This window comes from Bradyrhizobium mercantei (assembly GCF_001982635.1).
In the GTDB taxonomy this organism is placed as follows: Bacteria; Pseudomonadota; Alphaproteobacteria; order Rhizobiales; family Xanthobacteraceae; genus Bradyrhizobium; species Bradyrhizobium mercantei.
Genome location: NZ_MKFI01000007.1, coordinates 312,697 through 332,208, shown reverse-complemented (window position 1 = coordinate 332,208; position 19,512 = coordinate 312,697). Strand labels below are relative to the sequence as shown.

The 19,512-nt window shown below is 64.8% G+C and carries 20 protein-coding genes; 13 read left to right on the top strand and 7 right to left on the bottom strand.

The window, feature by feature from the left end; genetic code table 11:
• The first annotated feature begins 103 nt into the window (after positions 1-103).
• Positions 104-439 carry a GIY-YIG nuclease family protein gene (locus BI327_RS31360; RefSeq protein WP_076865118.1) on the top strand — a complete coding sequence of 112 codons (336 nt, stop codon included), beginning with the start codon at positions 104-106 and terminating at the stop codon, positions 437-439.
• Positions 440-518: 79 nt separating this feature from the next.
• Here BI327_RS31360 and BI327_RS31355 read toward each other — a convergent pair whose 3' ends face one another.
• Positions 519-2,189 carry a methyl-accepting chemotaxis protein gene (locus tag BI327_RS31355; RefSeq protein WP_076865117.1) on the bottom strand — a complete coding sequence of 557 codons (1,671 nt, stop codon included), beginning with the start codon at positions 2,187-2,189 and terminating at the stop codon, positions 519-521.
• A 492-nt stretch (positions 2,190-2,681) separates the two neighbouring features.
• Here BI327_RS31355 and BI327_RS31350 point away from each other — a divergent pair, with 492 nt between their 5' ends.
• From BI327_RS31350 to BI327_RS31310, 9 genes are all read left to right on the top strand, one after another.
• Positions 2,682-3,335 carry a glutathione S-transferase family protein gene (locus BI327_RS31350; RefSeq protein ID WP_076865116.1) on the top strand — a complete coding sequence of 218 codons (654 nt, stop codon included), beginning with the start codon at positions 2,682-2,684 and terminating at the stop codon, positions 3,333-3,335.
• A 175-nt stretch (positions 3,336-3,510) separates the two neighbouring features.
• The gene (locus tag BI327_RS31345; protein WP_076865115.1) at positions 3,511-3,882 is read left to right on the top strand and encodes a nuclear transport factor 2 family protein; all 372 of its coding nucleotides are present in this window, start codon (positions 3,511-3,513) and stop codon (positions 3,880-3,882) included.
• 133 nt (positions 3,883-4,015) lie between these two features.
• Positions 4,016-4,432 (top strand): YciI family protein, encoded by a 417-nt coding sequence (locus tag BI327_RS31340; RefSeq protein ID WP_076865114.1) that lies wholly within the window; start codon positions 4,016-4,018, stop codon positions 4,430-4,432.
• Positions 4,433-4,587: 155 nt separating this feature from the next.
• Positions 4,588-5,013, top strand: a complete 426-nt coding sequence (locus tag BI327_RS31335; RefSeq protein WP_076865113.1) for a YciI family protein — start codon at positions 4,588-4,590, stop codon at positions 5,011-5,013.
• 86 nt (positions 5,014-5,099) lie between these two features.
• Positions 5,100-5,462 carry a YciI family protein gene (locus BI327_RS31330; protein WP_076865112.1) on the top strand — a complete coding sequence of 121 codons (363 nt, stop codon included), beginning with the start codon at positions 5,100-5,102 and terminating at the stop codon, positions 5,460-5,462.
• Between the two features lie 260 nt (positions 5,463-5,722).
• Positions 5,723-6,256 (top strand): dihydrofolate reductase family protein, encoded by a 534-nt coding sequence (locus tag BI327_RS31325; protein ID WP_076865111.1) that lies wholly within the window; start codon positions 5,723-5,725, stop codon positions 6,254-6,256.
• 130 nt (positions 6,257-6,386) lie between these two features.
• On the top strand, positions 6,387-7,100 hold the full coding sequence (locus tag BI327_RS31320; protein ID WP_076865110.1) for a TetR/AcrR family transcriptional regulator: 714 nt from the start codon (positions 6,387-6,389) through the stop codon (positions 7,098-7,100).
• A gap of 130 nt (positions 7,101-7,230) precedes the next feature.
• On the top strand, positions 7,231-7,722 hold the full coding sequence (locus BI327_RS31315; RefSeq protein WP_021080144.1) for a DUF2852 domain-containing protein: 492 nt from the start codon (positions 7,231-7,233) through the stop codon (positions 7,720-7,722).
• Positions 7,723-7,913: 191 nt separating this feature from the next.
• Positions 7,914-8,660, top strand: coding sequence for a serine O-acetyltransferase (locus tag BI327_RS31310; protein ID WP_083742277.1), 747 nt, complete (start codon positions 7,914-7,916; stop codon positions 8,658-8,660).
• Positions 8,661-8,925: 265 nt separating this feature from the next.
• Here the strand turns inward: BI327_RS31310 and BI327_RS31305 are convergent, their stop codons facing one another.
• From BI327_RS31305 to BI327_RS31295, 3 genes are all read right to left on the bottom strand, one after another.
• The gene (locus BI327_RS31305) at positions 8,926-9,684 is read right to left on the bottom strand and encodes a haloacid dehalogenase type II (RefSeq protein ID WP_245334991.1); all 759 of its coding nucleotides are present in this window, start codon (positions 9,682-9,684) and stop codon (positions 8,926-8,928) included.
• Between the two features lie 340 nt (positions 9,685-10,024).
• A complete protein-coding gene (locus tag BI327_RS31300; protein WP_076865109.1) occupies positions 10,025-11,098 on the bottom strand; it encodes a tartrate dehydrogenase in 1,074 nt (357 codons plus the stop codon).
• A 21-nt stretch (positions 11,099-11,119) separates the two neighbouring features.
• Positions 11,120-12,433, bottom strand: coding sequence for a D-galactonate transporter (locus BI327_RS31295; RefSeq protein ID WP_076865108.1), 1,314 nt, complete (start codon positions 12,431-12,433; stop codon positions 11,120-11,122).
• A gap of 241 nt (positions 12,434-12,674) precedes the next feature.
• On the opposite strand from BI327_RS31295, the gene BI327_RS31290 reads away from it, so the two are divergent.
• The gene (locus tag BI327_RS31290) at positions 12,675-13,592 is read left to right on the top strand and encodes a LysR family transcriptional regulator (protein WP_076865107.1); all 918 of its coding nucleotides are present in this window, start codon (positions 12,675-12,677) and stop codon (positions 13,590-13,592) included.
• A 488-nt stretch (positions 13,593-14,080) separates the two neighbouring features.
• Here the strand turns inward: BI327_RS31290 and BI327_RS31285 are convergent, their stop codons facing one another.
• The 3 genes from BI327_RS31285 to BI327_RS31275 all read right to left on the bottom strand — a co-directional run bounded on the left by BI327_RS31285 (position 14,081) and on the right by BI327_RS31275 (position 18,497).
• On the bottom strand, positions 14,081-15,535 hold the full coding sequence (locus BI327_RS31285; protein ID WP_076865106.1) for a leucine-rich repeat domain-containing protein: 1,455 nt from the start codon (positions 15,533-15,535) through the stop codon (positions 14,081-14,083).
• Positions 15,536-15,640: 105 nt separating this feature from the next.
• Positions 15,641-17,044 carry an MFS transporter gene (locus BI327_RS31280; protein ID WP_076865105.1) on the bottom strand — a complete coding sequence of 468 codons (1,404 nt, stop codon included), beginning with the start codon at positions 17,042-17,044 and terminating at the stop codon, positions 15,641-15,643.
• A 1,132-nt stretch (positions 17,045-18,176) separates the two neighbouring features.
• Complete coding sequence (locus tag BI327_RS31275; RefSeq protein WP_076865104.1) at positions 18,177-18,497, bottom strand: hypothetical protein; 321 nt, start codon at positions 18,495-18,497, stop codon at positions 18,177-18,179.
• Positions 18,498-18,561: 64 nt separating this feature from the next.
• Between BI327_RS31275 and BI327_RS31270 the strand changes: the two genes are divergently transcribed.
• Positions 18,562-18,750 (top strand): hypothetical protein, encoded by a 189-nt coding sequence (locus BI327_RS31270; RefSeq protein WP_076865103.1) that lies wholly within the window; start codon positions 18,562-18,564, stop codon positions 18,748-18,750.
• 5 nt (positions 18,751-18,755) lie between these two features.
• Complete coding sequence (locus tag BI327_RS31265; RefSeq protein WP_076865102.1) at positions 18,756-19,511, top strand: metal ABC transporter ATP-binding protein; 756 nt, start codon at positions 18,756-18,758, stop codon at positions 19,509-19,511.
• Position 19,512 lies beyond the last annotated feature (1 nt).

The following is a 19,512-nucleotide window of genomic DNA, read 5'->3' as shown; positions in this document are numbered from 1 at the left end:
AGGCTCGCACCTCAGGATGACGGGACTGCTAGTCCTATCCGCTCTTGACCGCGATGGAAGTTGCTTCATTCTTGCTTGAACGACATCGCGCGGAATCATCACGATGGGCATCTACGTCTACATGCTTCGCTGTGCCGATGACTCGTTCTACGTCGGCAGTGCCACCGGCGACGACCTTGCCCCTCGGATCGACCAGCACAACGCCGGTGCTTATCCCGGCTACACGTTCAACCGGCGACCGGTTGTCTTGGTATGGTCTGAACATTTCGATCGCATTACGGATGGCATCGCTGCGGAGCGCCAGATCAAGGGTTGGAGCCGCAAGAAGAAACAGGCTTTGATACGATCGGACTGGATGACCATCAGTAAGTTGGCACGCCGTCGTGGTGGCACAGCAAGAGCTGGAGCCGAGCGGGGTGATCTCTCCCCGTCATCCTGAGGAGCCCGCAAAGCGGGCGTCTCGAAGGATGCACGGCCCCCAGCCCGGGCCGTCCATCCTTCGAGGATCGCACCGCAACCTACGCCGCGAGCTCGGCGGAGGCGCGCTGCATGTTGGTCGACATGTCCTGCGTCACGATGCTCTGCTCCTCGACCGCGGCGGCGGTGGAGGTGATGTACTCGTTGACGCCGGCGATCGCAGCCTTGATCTCGGACAGCGAGGTGACCACTTCGGCGGCGATCGAGTTCAGCGCATCGATTTCCGAGGAGATCGTGTCGGTCGCCTGCTTGGCCTGGTTGGCAAGGCTCTTCACCTCGGAGGCCACCACCGCGAAGCCGCGTCCGGCTTCGCCCGCCCGCGCCGATTCGATCGTGGCATTGAGCGCGAGCAGGTTGATCTGCCCGGTGATGCTCGAGATCATCTCGACGATACCGCTCATCGCCTGCGCTGCGGCATTGAGCTTCTGCGCCTGGCCGTCGGCGGCCTCGACCCGGCCGGTGGCAACCGCAGCGTTCTGCTTCGACTTGGTCATGGTTTCCGAGATCTCGCGGATCGAGGCGCTCATCTCCTCGCTGCCGGCGGCGACCGCCTCGATCAGGCCGCGCGCGCTGTCGGCCTTCTTGCGGCCGATCGCCTGCGCGGTGATGTCGGTGGCGTATTTCACCACCTTGTAGGGCTTGCCGTTGAGGTCGAGGATCGGGTTATAGGACGCCTGGATCCAGATCTCGCGGCCGCCCTTGCCGATGCGCTTGTATTCGGCGGCCTGGAACTCGCCGCGGTTCAGCGCCCCCCAGAACTCGCGGTAGCCCAACGAACTCGCCTCGGTGGGCTCGACGAACATGCTGTGATGCTTGCCCTGGATCTCGGACAGCGAATAGCCCATCGCGGCGAGGAAGTTCTGGTTGGCAACGCGGATCGTGCCGTCCATGTTGAACTCGATCACCGCCTGCGACTTGCCGATCGCGTCGATCTGGCCGTCATTGTCCGCGGCTTTCAGCTTCTGCTGGGTGACGTCGGTCGCGAACTTGACGACCTTGAACGGCTTGCCGCGGTCGTCGAGGATCGGATTGTAGGTGGCGAGGATCCAGATTTCGTTGCCGCCCTTGCCGATGCGCTTGAATTCGCCGCTCGCGAACTCGCCGCGGTTCAGCCGCGCCCAGAAATCGCGATAGGCCGGGCTGTCGCGGTCGGCCGGCGGCATGAAGATGCTGTGATGCTTGCCCTGGATCTCGGCGAGCGAATAGCCCATCGCGCCGAGGAAGTTCTCGTTGGCGTTGACGATGGTGCCGTCCATGTTGAACTCGATCACCGCCTGCGCGCGGCCGATCGCGGCGATCTTGCCGGCGTCTTCCATGCTGTGGATCTTCTGCGTGGTGATGTCGGTGGCGAATTTGACGACGCCGACCGGCTTGCCGTTCCTGTCCATGATCGGGTTGTAGGAGGCCTGGATCCAGATCTCGCGGCCGCCCTTGGCGACGCGCTTGTACTGCGCGGCCTGGTATTCGCCGCGGTTCAGCCGCGCCCAGAAGTCGCGATAGTCGTGGCTGTCGCGCGTGGCCGCATCGACGAACATGCTGTGGTGCTTGCCCTTGATCTCGTCGAGCGCGTAGCCCATCGCATTCAGGAAGTTCTCGTTGGCGTCGACGATGGTGCCGTCGAGCTTGAACTCGATCACCGCCTGCGACTTGCCGATCGCTGCGGCCTGCGCCAGCGCGTTGTCGATCTTGGCCTTGTTGCTGAAACTGAACATCAGGGCTCCGTGAAGGTTCACATAATGAAACGGGATGAGGGAAAAGCGGATTGCTGCAACTCACGGAAAGGTTGCAGCGAGCCGTTTAGCATCGGTAAAGCCTGCGCTCCGCGCACGCGTGGCACGAACTGCATAGCGCGCCATTGCACGCATGCATCTATTTCAACTTGCGAAGCAATTTTCCGATCTGCACGTTATCATCCATAGTCGGTATGCGATGTTCACCGTAATCCTACGGACGAAAATCGATGCGAACTTTCGTCTGATGCGGATGATTGGAAGCGGCCTTCTTCAGTAACGCTGATAGACCTATTACGAACACTGATATCGCTGACGGCTTTTGCGAATCGATCCGGCACGTCGATTCGCATGGTCAACGAGCGCGCGTCGCGTCGATCCTGAATCGGCGCAAGCAAAATAATCGCCGCACGATATGTCGGCAGGGCGGCCTCGGCTTCGTCCTGCGGGCACTGGTTCGATCATGGAGTTCCGATGTCACTGATGTTGCATTACCACCCGCTGTCCTCGTTCTGCTGGAAGGCGCTGGTCGCGCTGTATGAGAACGGCGCGCCGTTCACGCTAAACCTGGTCAATCTCGGCGACCCCGCGCAGCGCGCAGCCCTGCTCGCGCTGTCGCCGATCGGCCGCTTTCCGGTGCTCCGCGACGAGAGGCGGGGAGAGACGGTGCCGGAATCGAGCATCGTCATCGAATATCTCGACCGGCACTATCCTGGCACCGCCAGGTTGATCTCGGACGACCCGGACCTCGCGCTGCAGACCCGGCTGCGCGACCGCTTCCTCGATCTCTATGTCCATTTGCCAACGCAGCGGATCGTCGGCGACCGGCTGCGGCCTGCCGACAGCAAGGACCCGCACGGCGTCGCCGAGGCGCGGGCGCAGCTCCGCACCTCCTATGGCATTCTCGACCAGCAGCTCGCGCATGGCGGCTGGATGATGGGCGGGCAATTCTCGCTGGCCGACTGCGCCGCCGCGCCGGCGCTGTTCTACGGCAACAAGGTCGAGCCATTCGCCGACGGCCATCGGCATCTCGCGGCCTATCTCGCACGGCTGCAGGCGCGGCCATCCTTCGCGCGTGTGCTCAAGGAGGCCGAGCCCTATTTCGGCATGTTCCCCAAGGAAGGCTGAAAAGGAAAGCTGAAAGGGAAGCTGAACCGGGCCGGAACCTGGCCGCTGGTCCGGTTCCAGAAAATAAACTTCGGCGCGATGTCGCGTTCGCGCCGTCCCATTCGTCATCTCCCTGAGGCCCGGGTTCTGGAGCGTTCCTCGCTCCGGAGGCCCGGGCGATGCATGTGGAGACGACATGGCTGCAGCTGGCAACAGGGCGGAGATCATCCGCGGGCTCTTCGCTGCCTATCTCGCCAATGACCGCGCGGCGGTCGAAGCGGCATTCGCGGAGGATTTCCGCTTCAGCACCCCGTATGGCGAGAACATCGACAAGATGCGCTATTTCGCCGAATGCTGGCGCGACTCGGGCTGGATCGGCCGCCACGAGATCGAACGCATCATGGTCGATGGCGCCGAGGCCTTCGTCACCTATCGTTGCGTGGCGAAGGACGGCAAGAGCTTTCGCAACACCGAGTTCTTCGTGTTCGATGGCGACAAGGTGTCGCGCGTCGACGTCTATTTCGGCCCATCGCATCAGGACGGCGAACTCGTCCGGCAGGAGCGCTGAAGGCTGTGGCGCGCGGTGCAATGACCTCCGAAATAATTTCATTCGATCTGTCGGCGTGGCAAGCCCGGCGTCGTCCTTGAGACGAGCACCGGCGATACCGGCGAAGCGCTGAACAAGACAACGGAGCAGGACGATGAAATTCATGGTGATCGTGAAAGGGAACGGAGATACCGAGGCCGGCGTGATGCCGAGCACCGAGCTGCTCGCCGCGATGGGCACGTTCAACGAGGAGATGGTCAAGGCCGGCGTGATGCAGGCCGGCGAAGGGCTGCATCCGACCAGCAAGGGCGCGCGCGTCAAATATGCCGGCGGGCAGAGCACCGTGTCGCGCGGACCGTTTGGCCTCAGCGGCGATCTGGTTTGTGGCTTCTGGCTGATCGAGACCAAGTCGCTCGATGAGGCGATCGACTGGATGAAGCGCGCGCCGTTCGATAGCGGCTCCGAGATCGAGATCCGTCAGATGTTTGCGCCGGAAGATTTCGGCGAGGCGCTGACACCGGAGCTGCGCGAACGGGGCGAGCGCCTGCGCGCGCAGGCAGGCAAGAAGTGACACCCGTTGTCATTCCGCGATATCGCACGGGCGACGCGCCCGGAACACATGATCACGGTCGCAAGTCATGGAGTCCGGGTCGGCGTCGTGTGGGGCTTCCCGGAATGACGAGGGTGAAGATTGCGAGTGATTCAACAGGCAAGGAAATCCGACCAATGCGTTTCATGATGCTGATGATCCCGCTCGGCTATGAGTCCGCGCCGGCCAAGCTCGAGCTCGACCCCGAACGGGTCGCCGCGATGATGCGGTACAATCAGGCGCTGAAGGACGCCGGCGTGCTGATCACGCTGGAAGGCCTGCATCCGCCGGCTTCGGGCGCGCGCGTCAAGTTCGATACCGGCATCCCTGTCGTGATCGACGGTCCGTTCACCGAGGCCAAGGAAGTGATCGGCGGCTTCTGGATGATCGAGGTCGCCTCGCGCGCCGAAGCGATCGAATGGGCCAGCAAGTGCCCGGCCACCGCCAACGAGATGATCGAGATCCGCCAGGTGCAGGAGATGGGCGATTTCTCCGAGGAAGTGCAGCAGGCGGCTGCAACCTTCGAGCATCCGCAGGGCGGCTGGGGCAAGGCGCTGCGCTGAATTTCGCAACCAGCGCTGCCGCCGCATGGCGTCAGCGCACCAACCACCGATCGTCAAACCACCTACGAGCACAACGGAGAAGTACGATGAGCACCAACACTTTCCTCGCCGTCTATCTCGGCAGCAAGGACGGCGCGCGGATGGCGGCCTGGAACGCGATGCCCGAGACTGAGCGCCGTGCCAAGGAACAGCAGGGCATGGCCGCGTGGGGCGCCTGGGTCGAGAAGCACCACGACGTGATCGTCGAGATGGGCGGACCGCTCGGCAAGACCAAGAAGGTCGGCGAGGGCGGTACCGCAGACATCACCAATCAGCTCACCGGCTTCACCGTGGTGCGTGCGCCCTCGCATGAGGCCGCGGCCAAGCTGTTCGAGAACCACCCGCACTTCTCGATCTTCCCAGGCGAAGCCGTTGAGATCATGCCGGTGCTGCCGATCCCCGGCCGATAGTGCCCGGGCCGATAGTGCCCAGGCGCTAGTGCCCCGCGCGCCGGGACAGCGCCGATGATTCCCTGAACCTCTCCCGCTCGCGGGGTCGAGACGAGCGAAGCTCGCTCTTAGGTCGGATCGCATCTTCGATGCGATCCCGGTGGGGCTCTCTCCACGGATGCGACAAGCGGAGAGAGCCCCGTCCCGGCCCGAGAGCGGCGTCGCTCTCCGGTCCTGCCGGCCCAATCCAATCTGAAAACCCTGGCTGGAGATATCGCGCCATGGCGAAGCTCGTCTTCGGATTGAACCAGTCGCTCGACGGCTATGTCGATCACGATCAGCCAATGCCGCCAGAGCCTGGGCTGTTTCGTCATTTCATCGAGCAGGTGCGCGGCGCGACCGGCATGCTGTATGGCCGCCGCATGTACGAGGTGATGCGCTATTGGGACGATGACCTTCCCGAGTGGGATGCGGACGAGCGCGAGTATGCGGCGGTGTGGCGGAGCCGGCCGAAGTGGGTCGTGTCGCGCACGCTGACGTCGGTCGGACCCAACGCTCATCTCGTCGAGGGGGATCTCGAGGCGGCGGTGCGCGGGCTGAAGGCGCGGCTCGACGGCGAGATCGAAGTCGCCGGACCCGAACTCGCCGGAAGGCTGACCGAACTCGGCCTGATCGACGAGTATCAAATCTACCTCCGGCCCGTCGTGCCGGGTCGCGGCAAGCCGTTCTTCACCGGCCCCCGGGGGCCGCTCCGCCTCGTGGCGAGCGAGCGGCTGGGCCAGAACACGATCAGGCTGACCTACGTCCCGGCCTAGTCGCGCATCCCGCCTGATAGCCTGGCAAAGCAGCCCGCGACGGCGCGGGGCCGGCGGTCCGTTAATCTTGATGACCGCGCGGTCTGCCCGCTAGTGACCTTTACCGCCGGCTCATGTAAAAGCCGTTCACATGAGCTGGCGCAAGGACCAAGGCCGCGCCGAGCGCGGCTATCATCACGGCAATCTCAAAGAGGCGTTGCTGCAGGCAGCCCTCGACCTGATCTCGAAGAAGGGGCCGGCCGGCTTTACCTTCGCCGATGCCGCGCGCATGGCCGGCGTCAGCCCCGCCGCACCATACCGCCACTTCCGCGACCGTGATGAGCTGATCGCCAGCATCGCGCAGCGCGGCTTCGAGCAATTCGAGTCGTTGCTGACCCAGGCCTGGGACGACGGCCGTCCGGATACCGTCACGGCGTTCGAGCGGGTCGGCAAGGCCTATCTCGCCTTCGCGCGTGAGGAGCCCGCGTTCTATTCCGCGATGTTCGAATCCGGCCTGCCAGTCGACTCGAATCCGACCCTGATGGCCGCGAGCGAGCGTGCCTTTGCGATCATCCGCGCCGCCGCCGAGCGGCTCGCGGCGCTGGCGCCGCCGGGCATGCCGCGTCCGCCGGCGATGATGATGGCGCTGCACATCTGGTCGATGTCGCACGGCGTCGCCTCGCTGTTCGGCCGCGGCGATGCGGCGCGGCGCAAGCTGCCGATGTCGCCGGAGGATCTGCTCGAGGCCGAGGTGTTGATCTATCTGCGCGGCCTCGGCTTCCGCACCGACCGCAGGCCGGGAACCGCGGCCGGCGACGAACCGCCGGCCGGCGAGAAGTCCGGCCCGTGGGGCAAGCCGAAATAAGGTTCAACCGCCGAGCAAAAAATAATCCGAGGGGTGCGTCATCCGCGCTGCTTGACTTTCCCAAGGGATCGGCTACCTATGTAAATGTTATTTACATTCACAACGGCGTCATGCCGTGATGGAGAAGGAAATGGCCTACACCGCTGATGTCAATCGCTGGCGCGGCCCCGTTGAAGAGCCCTACCGTCCCTACTTCTACGCGACGCCGTGGCATCCCCTGAAGATCGCCGGGATCATCCTCGGCTTCATGATCTGGTGGCCGATCGGCCTCGCCCTTCTCTTTTTCACACTCGGGAGCAGAAAAATGGCCTGTTGGAGTCACAACGACATGGATCGCTGGCAGAACAAGATGGAGCGCATGCAGGACAAGATGGAGCGGATGAAGAGCCGCATGGAGCGCCGCGGCTTCCCGTTCGGCGGCTTCGGCCCGCCCTCCAGCGGCAACCGCGCCTTCGACGAGTACCGCCAGGATACGCTGCGCCGCCTCGAGGAAGAGCAGGTCGAGTTCAAGAACTTCCTCGATCGCCTGCGCCACGCCAAGGACAAGGAAGAGTTCGACGCCTTCATGGCGCAGCACAAGACCCGTCCGACCCCGCCGAACGACCAGCCGCCGCAGAGCTGATCCTGCAAAGCTAATCCTGCAAGGCTGATCACGCGAGGCAAACGCTAGCCTTCAGGCGATGTGCCCCCATAGAACCTGATGGCCCTGAGCCGCCCGTTTGCGATGAGCAAGCGGGCGGTTTGCATTTTGTGTTGGACGTGCCCACTCTATCGCCGGACGATGAGGCGAAGACCATGACGGCAGAAGCGACAATGAGTTCCGACGACCTCTGGCTTGCGATCCGGCGCGAGGCGGAAACCGCAATCGCTGCCGATCCGTTCCTCGAAGCGTCGGCCGCCTTCATCCTCGATCAGGGCGACCTCGGCGGCGCGCTCGCTTTCCTGATTGGCCGTGCTATCTGCCGCACCGATGCCGATCGCGCGCAGTTCATGCGGACCGCGCGCGAGGCCTATGCAGCCGAGCCCGCGCTCGTCGATGCCGCCGCCATCGATCTCACAGCGATCGTGCGCCGCGACCCGGCGATCACGGGCTTGCTGCCGCCGCTCCTGAACTTCAAGGGTTATGTCGCGCTGCAAGCCTGGCGCGTCTCGAACTGGCTGTGGCGCCAGGATCGGCCCGACCTTGCACTACTGATGCAGAGCGCGACGGCGGATCAGTTGCAGATCAGCATTCATCCGTCGGCCCGGATCGGAACGGCGGTTTTCCTCGATCACGGCACCGGCATCATCATCGGCGCGCTGGCCGAAATCGGCGACGAGGTCACGATTTTGCAGAACGTCACCATCGCGCGGCATCAGGATGATCCGCGCCGCGCACCGAAGATCGGTCACGGCGTATTCCTGAGTGCGGGCGCGACCGTGATCGGCAATCTCTCAATCGGCGATTTCGCCAAGATCGGCGCCGGCGCGCTGGTGACGTCGGACGTGCCCGCCGGCTGCACCGCCGTCGGCGTGCCGGCGCGGCTGACCAATTGCGCGGAAGCGGGCGCGTCTGCGTAAGGTGCGCGCACCTCTCAGGCTCCCTCTCCCCTTGCGGGAGAGGGGTGGCCCCGGGCGAGAAGCGAGACGTCGGTTCGACTGTATCAACGGACGTCTACCTGCGAAGATATTGTCCGCCATCAATCAGCAGCGGAGCAAGCGGTACCCCTCTCCCCAACCCTCCCCCGCAAGCGGGGAGGGAGCCCTACCAGTGTGCTCGCCTCACTGCGATGCGGCGATCCGAACGCCGCTGCACATTCGACCCATGGATCGGGCCCGCGCATCGTCACGCCGGCACGAGCGCGTCGGCGAGCTGCGTAAAGTTGTCGACGTGGAGGTCGAACCAGGATTCCGGCGCGACGTCGACCTTCGCCGCAGGCCCGAACTCCAGCGGGCGGGCGACGAACGCGGTGCGCATGCCGAAGGCGCGGGCGGCCTTCAGGTCGTATTTGTGGCAGGCGACCATCAGGATCGTGTCGGCGGGATAACCGAGATAGTCGACGGCGAGCTGATACACCGCGGGTGAGGGCTTGTAGCTGTGTGCGAGCTCCGCGGTCAGCAGGGCGTCGAACGGCAGCCCGGCGTGCTTGACCACCGCCACCACGGCGGCCATGCCGGCATTCGACAATGTCGAGGTCACGAAGCGGCTGCGCAGGCGGGCAAGGCCTTCGACGCTGTCGGGCCAGGCGTCGAGCTTGCTCCACACCGTATTCAACTCGTCGCGCTCGTCTTTGGAAAAAGCCTCCGACAGCCCGTGGCGATCGAGCAGCACGTCGAGCGCCTCGCGATAGATGCGGTCGACCCGGATCCATGGCCGCTTGCCGGCGATCACCTCGTCGAGCGCGACCCGATAGAGATCGCGCCATTCGCCCGAGAGCTTTGCCCAGTCGAGCGCAAGCCCCTTCGCGGCGTTGACGGTCTGCCCGGCACGCAGGATCGGCTGATAGAAGTCGACGCAGGTCCCCTGCACGTCGAACGCGATGGCGCGGATCTCATCGCGCCACGTCGCGGCCCTTGCCGGCTGCATCCCCGTCATCGCGGCCATGATCGATAGTCCTCCAGCGGTCACAAAGCGTCGTCTGGTCAGATCGGGTAGCACGGTTCTGTCCCCGGTTGCGGTATCGGTGGCGGGCGTACTGCTTCCTTCGTCAGGTGAGCACCTTCGTCAGGCTCCCTCTCCCCTTGCGGGAGAGGGTGGGGAGAGGGGTGGCCCCGGGCACGATGCGAGAGGAGACAGCGCTGCATCAACCTGCGTAGCGTGCATCGCCGTTTCTAATGGAGAGCAGAGCAAGCGGTACCCCTCTCCCCGACCCTCCCCCGCAAGGGGGGAGGGAGCCCTGCCGGCGTGCTCGCCTCACTGCATCATGTGGCGACGCAACCGCTCCTCACACATTCGACCCATGGATCGCGTCGATCACGGCGTCCGTCACTTCCTTCGTCGTCGCCTTGCCGCCGACATCGGGCGTCAGCACGCCGGCCGCGCAGACTTTCTCGACGGCCGCCATCAGGCGCGCGGCGGCGTCCTTTTCGCCGAGATGCTCGAGCATCTGCGCACCGGTCCAGAAGGTCGCCACCGGGTTGGCGATGCCCTTGCCGGTGATGTCGAAGGCCGAGCCGTGGATCGGCTCGAACATCGAAGGGAAGCGGCGCTGCGGGTCGATGTTGCCGGTCGGCGCCACGCCGAGGCTGCCGGCCAGGGCACCTGCGAGATCCGACAGGATGTCGGCGTGCAGGTTGGTCGCCACGATGGTGTCGAGGCTCTTCGGATTGAGCGTCATCCGCACCGTCATGGCGTCGACCAGCATCTTGTCCCAGGTCACGTCAGGAAAGTCCTTCGCCACTTCGGCGGCGATCTCGTCCCACATCACCATGCCGTGGCGCTGCGCGTTCGACTTGGTCACCACGGTCAGGAACTTGCGCGGCCGCGACTGCGCGAGCTGGAATGCGTAGCGCATGATCCGCGTCACGCCGACGCGGGTGAAGACCGCGACCTCGGTACCGACTTCCTCCGGCAGGCCCCTGTGGGCGCGGCCGCCCATCCCGGCATATTCGCCCTCGGAATTCTCGCGCACGATCACCCAGTCGAGATCGCCGACGCCGACATTGCGCAGCGGCGAGGCGACGCCGGGCAGGATCTTGGTCGGCCGCACATTGGCGTACTGGTCAAAACCCTGGCAGATCGGCAGACGCAGGCCCCACAGCGTGATGTGGTCGGGCACGTCGGGCGCGCCGACCGCGCCGAAATAGATCGCGTCGAAGTTTTTCAGATCGGCGAGCCCGTCGGCCGGCATCATCACGCCGTGCTTCTTGTAATAGTCCGAGCCCCAATCGAAGGTCTTGACGTTGAAGCTGATGTCGCCCGAGCGCTTGGCCAGCGCCTGCAGCACGCGGACGCCCGCGGAGATCACTTCGGGGCCGATGCCGTCGGCGGGGATGGCGGCGATGGAATGGGTACGCATGATTTGTCTCCGGATCTGTCGTTAGCGGGTTTGCATGGGATTGGGGTGCGGTTCGGCCGCAGCCGGCGCGCCTTGCGCACGCGACAGCAGCAGCGTGAGCACGGCGGACAGCACCAGGAGGCCGGCGACGAAATACAGGCCGCCCTCGAAACTGCCGGTGCGGTCCTTGATCCAGCCGATCATCGCCGGCCCGACGAAGCCGCCGAGATTGCCGATCGAGTTGATGGTGGCGATCCCGGCCGCGGCGGCCGAGCCCGACAGGAACATGGTCGGCATGCTCCACAGCGGCGGCTTCGACGAGGAGATGCCGATATTGACCAGCGTCAGCGCGGCGATCACGGCAACAAGCCCGGTCCACATCCCGGCCAGCGCAAGTCCCGCCGCCGCCATCAGGCAGGCCAGCACCACGTGCCAGGTGCGCTCGCCGGTGCGGTCGGAATGCCGCGCCCACAGCACCATCGCGATCACCGCGATGGTCGCCGGTACTGCGTTGAGGAAGCCGACCTGGATCGACGACAGGCCGAACTGCTTGATGATCTGCGGCGCCCACACACCAAGCGTGTAGAGCCCGGCCGAGGTGCCGAAATAGACCAGCGCCAGCGCCAGCACGCGCGGATCGGCCAACCCGCGCCAGATGCTGTGGCTCGCGGTCGCGGCCTTGCCGTCGGTCTCGGCCTTCATGGTCTTGACCAGCCAGGCGCGCTCGTCGTCGGCGAGCCATCGGGCCTGCTCCGGGCGGTCGGTGAGGAAGCCGAGCACGACGAAGCCGAGCAGCACGGCAGGCACGGCTTCGAGCACGAACAGCCATTGCCAGCCCTTGAAGCCGAGCATGCCGTCCATCTCCAGCAGCGCGCCCGAGACCGGCGAGCCGAGCACGGTCGAGAGCGGCGCCGCGGCCATGAACAGCGCGGTGACGGCGGCGCGCTGCCGCGCCGGGAACCAGTAGGACAGATAGAGGATGATGCCGGGGAAGAAGCCGGCTTCGGCCGCGCCGAGCAGGAAGCGCAGCACATAGAAGCTGGTCGCGCCCTGTACCAGCGCCATCGCCGCCGAAACGATACCCCAGGTGATCATGACGCGCGCGATCCAGATCCGTGCGCCGATCTTGTGCAGGATGATGTTGGAGGGCACCTCGAACAGGAAGTAGCCCCAGAAGAAGATACCGGCGCCGAAACCGTAGACCGTCGGCGAGAGGCCGATGTCCTTGTTCATGGTCAGCGAGGCGAAGCCGATATTGACGCGGTCGATGAAGGCCACGAAGTACAGCAGCATGATGAACGGCACGATGCGCAGTGAGATCTTGCGCAACACGCGCGTGCCAAGCTGGCTTTCCATGGGCTTCCCCGGGTTCGTCTTGTTGTTGGAACGGCGCGTTTCGCCGCACCACCGGAAAGCCTAGAAGGCCGCGCCCTTCCGCTTCAAGGTGCGCCGGTTTATACAAAAAAATGATATAATTCTGGTTCCGTCATTGCGAGCGAAGCGAAGCAATCCATTGTCACCGCGTGTGCGGAAGGATGGATTGCTTCGTCGCTTCGCTCCTCGCAATGACGGCAAGTGTCATTGGAGTAAACCCGTCTTGGAACTGCACCAGCTCCGTTGCTTCGTCGCGGCCGCCGAGGAACTGCATTTCGGCCGTGCCGCGCAGCGGCTGCAGATGATGCCGTCGGCGCTGGGGCGCCACATCAAGCTCCTCGAAGAGGATCTCGGGGTGCGGCTGTTCGCCCGCACCACGCGTGCGGTGTCGCTGACCGAGGAGGGGGCCACCCTGCTGCGCGAGGGCCGCGCGCTGCTCGGCCGCGCCGAGGCGATCGAGAACGGCTTTCGCCGCCGGCTGCGCAAGCCGCAGGCGCGGCGCTTCCGGATCGGCGCGATCGACAGCGCCGCGGCCGGCCTGCTGCCGCCGCTGCTGCGCGACGTTCGCGCCGCCCATCCCGACGTCGCCGTGCAACTGCTCGAGGAGAAGACCATCCGGCTCTTGCCAAAGCTGCTCTCGGGCGCGCTCGACCTCGCCTTCGTGCGCCCGCCGGAGCGGCCCGACCGCCGCATCGAGTTTGTCCCGCTGTTGCAGGAAACCGCCGTGGTGGCGTTGTCGCACAAGCATGCGCTGGCGCGGCGCAAGCAGATCGTGCTGCCCGACATCGCCGATCAGCCCTTGATCGTGCCGGAGCGCCGCTCGCGGCCGCATAGCCACGACCTCACGACAAAGCTGTTCGACGAGGCCGGACTGACGCCGCGCATCCAGGAGATCGCCGACGAGAAGCAGACCATCGTGAACATGGTCGCGGCACGGCTCGGCGTTGCCATCGTGCCGCGCTGGACCGCGCGGATGGCGATCCCGGGCGTGCGCTTCGTTCCGCTCAGGCTCAAGCGCGGCAGCAGCGCCGGCCGCCTGCCGCTCGCCGCCGCCTGGCTGAAAGGCTCCCGCGACCCGGTCCGCGATCAGGTGATCGCCGTGCTGGAAGCAAGGTTGAAGAGTTACGCGCGCGAGGCGTGAGACTGCTTGCGTTCAGATCCACCTCGGCGGCCGACGAATGATTTTGCCCGGTTGACCTAGGTCAACGCCGCAGGAAATCGCCGGGATGAGCCTGTCCGGCATGGCCAAGCATCAGGACTGGATCATGATCGCAGGGTGTGTCGCGACCGCGTTGGCGGTGGTGGCGCTCGTCGCCCTGTTGTCTGCTTGAGATACGATGCGTCCGGAGCACTGCGGAGCTTTTTCGGTCATTTGTCTGAAATAGCTGGCTAATTCTCCGAAAGGTCGGCTGCTGGCACAAACTGCACTGGCCTGCCGAGTCCCTGCAGGTGTAGCTTCCCCTTCCAACGTAGGGGCGGCGTTATGAGCAACCTACTTTACAGCGTGTTTGTCGTGCTGATGGGGTTGAGCCCGGTCATCATCATGGCGATCGCCATGTTGATGCCGTAGGCTACTCGACCTCGATCTCGCTTCCGTACGCCTGCCGCTCGCCGCGGCCCGGCAGAAGATCAGGCGCGCGGGCGACGCTCGATCAATGCGCTCCAAAATCCGCGCCGTGGCGCTAGCGCGCTGGGAGACGCCAGCTCTCGCAGATGGCGTTTGGTTTCAAGGAAGCATGTCCCGGGACTCGTCTCCGCCAGCGCGGCGAGCTCGGCACATCGCTCGCTGGCGCGCGAGGCCGGCGTATCGCGGAAATCCAGCGCCTCATGAGAGTAGCGGTGGTCGGCCTGGTTCTTGCCGGTATCGATGATCTGGCTGATATCAACCACCTGCGACGCGCGCAGATTCAGCGACCGACATTCATGGGCGCGCCGGATCGGTGTCAGGTCGGAGACGTTTGTTTCGGCGATATTCAGCGTCTGCAGCGAGGACGCCGGTTCGAGTGCTTGCAGGTTCGCGATCTGCGTTTTCGATGCGTTGATGGATTGAAGCTGGGATAGCGAGCCTGGGCGTCCGAGGTCCGTGACCGCGGTCCCCGCCAGATCCAGGCTCCACAATGCCTTGCAGGCGTGCAAGGGAGCGATCGAGGAGACATCGGTCTCGCTGAGATCGAAATGTCTGATCCCGTCGAGATGTCCGACGGCGGAAATGTCGCTGACCTTGCTGCGCGCTATCTTAAGGCTCTCGAGCCCTTTGAAGACCCAGAACCGATTCTCCGCGCGCTTCATCTGATCGAATTCGCGCTGACATCTGGCCAGCCGTTGCAGCGGCGACAGATCGGACACCTGTGTGTTCGAGATGTCGATGCTGTTGAGCGAAGGCAGGCCGGCCAGCGGTGACAGATCGCTGACCTCGGTGTCGCGAAGGTTCAGCTCCTCCAGCGCCGTCAGGCCCGCGAGCGGCGAGAGGTCGGATACCGACGTTTCGGTGACACTCAGGCTCTTCAATTGATGCAGAGTCTCAAAGCCCGTCAGCGTGGTCAGACTGGTTCCGTACAGCAGAACGACCCTCAATCCGGTCCATTGCCCGATCACGTCGAGGCGTTCGGACTGCACACCATTGAGCGACAGGAATTCCAGACCTTGCAGCGTTGCGAGCGCATCCAGGTTGAGCAGGTCGATCCGGCCCTGGGTGCACCAGACGTTCAGGCGCTTCAGCGACGCGCAAGCGGCTGCGGGCCTCAGGTCCACCACGGACGGCGTGAGGATCTCGAGTGCTTGCAGCCTGGTCCAGCCCGACATGAAGTCGAGCCCGGGAAACGGACACTTCATCGATCCGATCTGCAATGATTCCAGGTTCGACAGCGTTGCGAGCGGCGAAAAATCCGTGATGCCGCAGCCGTAGAGGTCCAGATGCCGCAGCCACGTCAGCGCCGAGATGCCGTCGGGAAGCCGCTGGAGACCAAGGCCGCCGAGGGCGAGGCCGTCATCACGTCGTTCGGCGCAGACGGCCACGCGGCGCTGTGCTTCCGACAGCGCGGCTGCGGGGTCGGCTTGCATCGATGCGTACGCCTTCCAGTCCATCCGACATGCGTCCATGAAACGGCCGAAGGCGGAAATGATGCCGGGCAGGCGTTAACAATATGGTGCTTCGCGGAACTGCGGCTGCCAGTATCCTGATTTTCAGAATTACTCTTGACGCGTCCCGCTTTCCGACGCCGAGGTCTCCGCAGCGGGAAACAGGGTGGCGGCGGCGACCACGCCGGCGATGGCGCCGAACGCCGCGAGGACGAAAGGAGGCGCGAACGCCGACATTGAATCCGTTGTCGCGAGTGTCGCTCCCAGCGCGGCGATGCTGATGGCGAAGCCGGCCTGACGCACGATCATTGTCATCGCGGACGTCATGCCGGCCTGCGCAGGCGGCGCGAGAGCCAGCGCGACGCTGCCCAATTGCGGGTTGGCCAGCGCAGCTCCAATGCCGATCGTCAGCATGCCGGCGATAGTCGCGATGCTGCGCAGGGCGGCGTCGGCGGATAGCGCAGCGATCACGAGCAACGCGTCTCCGGAAGCGATGATGCCGAAGGCGACGGTGAAGAAGCGGCGCCAGCCCCATTGGGTGACGAAGCGTCCGCCCAGCAAAGGCACCAGCAGCATCGGTAGTGTCGCCGCCAGCAGCGCCACGCCCGCCGCTTCCATGCTGACATGCACGCCCGTGCTCAGGAACAGCGGCAGATAGACCAGCACCGCCCAGTAGCCAAACTGGATAGCGGTCAGCGACGCGCCGACCCCGATCATCGGCGCCGCCGCGAACACGCGCGGGTCGAGCACCGGATTGAGACTGCGCCACTGTTGCCAGACGAAGGCGGATGCAGCCGCCGCGCTTGCGATCAGGCCGGCCGCTCTGAGGCTCAATGCTGCGTCATGCCTCAAGAGCGCGTCGATCGCGAGACCCAGCGATAGCGTCAACAGCACGATACCCGGCGGATCGAGCGGGCGTCCGCCGGGCTCATGCGTCTCGGCAACGACCCGCGGCACCGCGAAGGCCAGCGTCAGGCAAAAAGGAATATTGGTATAGAAGATCCAGCGCCAGCCGAACCAGGCGGCGAGCAGGCCGCCGAGCGTTGGACCAAGAGCCATGGCGACGCCCGAGATCATCCCGATGGTGCCGAAGGCCCGCGCCCGCTGAGGCGGATGCGGGAATGCGCCGGCAACCAGCGCAGCAGCGCCCGTGCTCAGGAACGCCGCACCGATACCTTGCAGCACGCGTGCAGCAAGCAGCAAGGGGCCGCTCGCTGCCGCGCCGCAGCCGATCGATGCCAGCAGAAACACGATGTTGCCGCCAAGCATCGCGCGCCGGCGACCAAACCGATCCGTGAGCGCGCCTGATGCCAATAGCGTGCCGGTAAGGGCAAGGCTGTAGGCGTCGATGACCCAGGCGGAGCCGGCAACGGCAAACCCGAGATCCCCAGCAATGCCCGGCATCGCGACCACGACCGAGGTCACATCGAACAGGATCAGGAATGCGCCGAGGCCAAGAACGAACGTGATCAGGTTCGACCGTTGCGGTGCGATCTCGGACGAGCGGTCGTGCATCGCGTGCTTGCTCCCTGCCCGGGGTTGCGTCCAGACAAGCGGTACCTACGCCAAACCTGCTGACACCGTGGTGTCAGCAGGTCGATGCGCTCCTGCCAACCCCGCGCCGGACGATCCGCAAGGACGTTGCGATCGCGGCACCTGCTACAAGGCAATCCGTCGGGCAACTCAGCAAAAACCTGTCAATCACCTCAGACCAAAATATTTCGCTTTATCAGAAGTTCAGATCGGTGTATGGTTCGCCCGTCTCACCCGATCGAGGGGCGCTGCGCATCGTCAGGAGTGTTGCGGTGAGATGCGGTGGACGCCGAGGTCACGACCGACGACGCGTGACTGAGGCGGACGGTGAAGTCGTGTGGTCCTGACGCCCTAGTGGCAGGTGTCTCCTAGCGGGAACGCGCAGCGTTCTCGCGAAGGGCGGTGACAAACAAGCCAAGTCTCGCCGGGGAGAGCACGAAGTAAGCCGTAACCCATCGCGCAGGGAAAGCCGGGATGTTTCCGGTTACACCTGTGGTCCTACCTCCCGCGTTTTTCATTACGCGGGACCCATGGGTGCGATCGGCACCCGGCTTTCCCTGCGCCCTCTGCTTCCAGAGTGGCGGAACGAAGAGCAAGCCTCGGACAAATCATGTCGCGAGAATGCGGATGCATGACTCTCACGGACTGCGCAACATATTCGATGTCGTCCCCGCGAAAGCAGGGACCCATCACCACGAATGGCCATCGTTGAACGATGCTGGTACGACGAGTCCCTTCACCACATCCGCCGCGGTGTATGGGTCCCTGCTTTCGCAGGGACGACAAGCGGGGAGAGTTGTGCACCCACTCCGCTGTCATCGTCCGGCTTGCCGCCTCCCTAGCGCCTCGGCGCGGCCCGGGCTCATGGCCTCGTGGAAGCCTTGGCGAAGACGGGACCCGCCTTCGCGGGTGATGACACCGAGAGTTTCGCATCTTCAATCGACAACCATCCCCATCGTCGTCCTGGCGAAAGCCAGGACCCATTACCCCAAGAGCTCGTTGTCGCGCGACGCGGGGTCCACGATCCCGTTCACAATCAATGCGGTGGTTATGGGTCCTGGCTTTCGCCAGGACGACGGCGGAGAGAACTGCCCACGCTCCGGCGCCTCAGGCATCACGAGGAGGGCACATACACCAGGCTATACACATACGACTTCGGCCCCTTCCGGCTCACCCAGTCGCCTTCCGGCGGATGGTCGCCCTGGGCGGCCGGCAGCACGTTCCAGGGGCGGCCGGTGCAGGACTGGCTTGCCGGATCCCACGCCACCCAGCCCCAGTCCGCGCGGGGCTCGATCCAGAGATCCTCGCCTCGATCATGGTCCTGGCGCTGGTAGCCGACGGTTCCGTCGGGGCGGGTTTTCCGGACAAAGACGTAGACCAGGCCATCACTCTGCCGGCGCAGCTCAAATCTCTCCCGGTTTTGCGGATCGGCCATGAGTTCCCCTTTATGAGTTCCCCGTTTGTAGACTCGCGTTATGTTATAATATAACAATTTCCCCATGGCACATACGCACACCCACGACCACCACCATCACGGCCACGCGCATCCCCATAGCCACGGCCCGCACGCGCATCCGGCGCAGGCCGCGCACTGGTCGATCCTGCGCATGCCCGTGCCGGCCCGGCTGCTCGCCGCGCTTGCGGTCAGCGCCTGCCTGTGGGCCGTCGTCTGGCTGGCAATGAGGTGAGACCCGTGGCTGCTCTTGTTACCTTCCGCGACGTCACCCTCGGCTATGACCGCCACCCGGCGGTGCATCATCTCAATGGCGCGGTCGAGGCCGGCGCGCTGCTCGCCGTGATCGGCCCGAACGGCGCCGGCAAGTCGACCCTGCTGCGCGGCATCGCCGGCGTGCTCAAGCCGCTGTCGGGCGTGATCGATCTCGACGGGCTGGATCACCGCGACATCGCCTATCTGCCGCAATCCGCCGACATCGACCGGACCTTCCCGATCTCGGTGTTCGATTTCGTCGGCACCGGGCTGTGGCGCTCGACCGGCTTCTTCGGCGGCATCGGCAGGGCCGCGCGCGGCAAGATCCTGGCGGCGCTCGCCGCGGTCGGCCTCAACGGCTTCGAGAACCGCCCGATCGGCACGCTGTCCGGCGGCCAGACCCAGCGCATGCTGTTCGCGCGCGTGCTGTTGCAGGATGCCCGCCTGATCGTACTCGACGAACCCTTCAACGCCATCGATGCCAAGACCACCGCCGACCTGCTGACGCTGGTGAAGCGCTGGAACGGCGAAGGCCGCACCGTGCTGGCGGCACTGCACGACCTCGACATGGTGCGCAACAATTTCCCGGAAACGCTGCTCTTGGCGCGCGGCCCGGTGGAATGGGGACCGACCGCAGAGACGCTGACGGCGGACAATCTGATGGTCGCGATGCGGATGTGCGAGGCCTTCGACGACAGTGCCGCGGCCTGCGCCGACGATTCACGCTCGCGGGCTGCCTGAC

What these genes read in the sequence shown, in the direction of transcription:
- BI327_RS31360 (WP_076865118.1), top strand. Translation starts at nt 104, where the DNA reads ATGGGCATCTACGTCTACATGCTTCGCTGTGCCGATGACTCGTTCTAC.
- BI327_RS31355 (WP_076865117.1), bottom strand. Translation starts at nt 2,189, where the DNA reads ATGTTCAGTTTCAGCAACAAGGCCAAGATCGACAACGCGCTGGCGCAG.
- BI327_RS31350 (WP_076865116.1), top strand. Translation starts at nt 2,682, where the DNA reads ATGTCACTGATGTTGCATTACCACCCGCTGTCCTCGTTCTGCTGGAAG.
- BI327_RS31345 (WP_076865115.1), top strand. Translation starts at nt 3,511, where the DNA reads ATGGCTGCAGCTGGCAACAGGGCGGAGATCATCCGCGGGCTCTTCGCT.
- BI327_RS31340 (WP_076865114.1), top strand. Translation starts at nt 4,016, where the DNA reads ATGAAATTCATGGTGATCGTGAAAGGGAACGGAGATACCGAGGCCGGC.
- BI327_RS31335 (WP_076865113.1), top strand. Translation starts at nt 4,588, where the DNA reads ATGCGTTTCATGATGCTGATGATCCCGCTCGGCTATGAGTCCGCGCCG.
- BI327_RS31330 (WP_076865112.1), top strand. Translation starts at nt 5,100, where the DNA reads ATGAGCACCAACACTTTCCTCGCCGTCTATCTCGGCAGCAAGGACGGC.
- BI327_RS31325 (WP_076865111.1), top strand. Translation starts at nt 5,723, where the DNA reads ATGGCGAAGCTCGTCTTCGGATTGAACCAGTCGCTCGACGGCTATGTC.
- BI327_RS31320 (WP_076865110.1), top strand. Translation starts at nt 6,387, where the DNA reads ATGAGCTGGCGCAAGGACCAAGGCCGCGCCGAGCGCGGCTATCATCAC.
- BI327_RS31315 (WP_021080144.1), top strand. Translation starts at nt 7,231, where the DNA reads ATGGCCTACACCGCTGATGTCAATCGCTGGCGCGGCCCCGTTGAAGAG.
- BI327_RS31310 (WP_083742277.1), top strand. Translation starts at nt 7,914, where the DNA reads ATGAGTTCCGACGACCTCTGGCTTGCGATCCGGCGCGAGGCGGAAACC.
- BI327_RS31305 (WP_245334991.1), bottom strand. Translation starts at nt 9,684, where the DNA reads ATGGCCGCGATGACGGGGATGCAGCCGGCAAGGGCCGCGACGTGGCGC.
- BI327_RS31300 (WP_076865109.1), bottom strand. Translation starts at nt 11,098, where the DNA reads ATGCGTACCCATTCCATCGCCGCCATCCCCGCCGACGGCATCGGCCCC.
- BI327_RS31295 (WP_076865108.1), bottom strand. Translation starts at nt 12,433, where the DNA reads ATGGAAAGCCAGCTTGGCACGCGCGTGTTGCGCAAGATCTCACTGCGC.
- BI327_RS31285 (WP_076865106.1), bottom strand. Translation starts at nt 15,535, where the DNA reads ATGGACTGGAAGGCGTACGCATCGATGCAAGCCGACCCCGCAGCCGCG.
- BI327_RS31280 (WP_076865105.1), bottom strand. Translation starts at nt 17,044, where the DNA reads ATGCACGACCGCTCGTCCGAGATCGCACCGCAACGGTCGAACCTGATC.
- BI327_RS31275 (WP_076865104.1), bottom strand. Translation starts at nt 18,497, where the DNA reads ATGGCCGATCCGCAAAACCGGGAGAGATTTGAGCTGCGCCGGCAGAGT.
- BI327_RS31270 (WP_076865103.1), top strand. Translation starts at nt 18,562, where the DNA reads ATGGCACATACGCACACCCACGACCACCACCATCACGGCCACGCGCAT.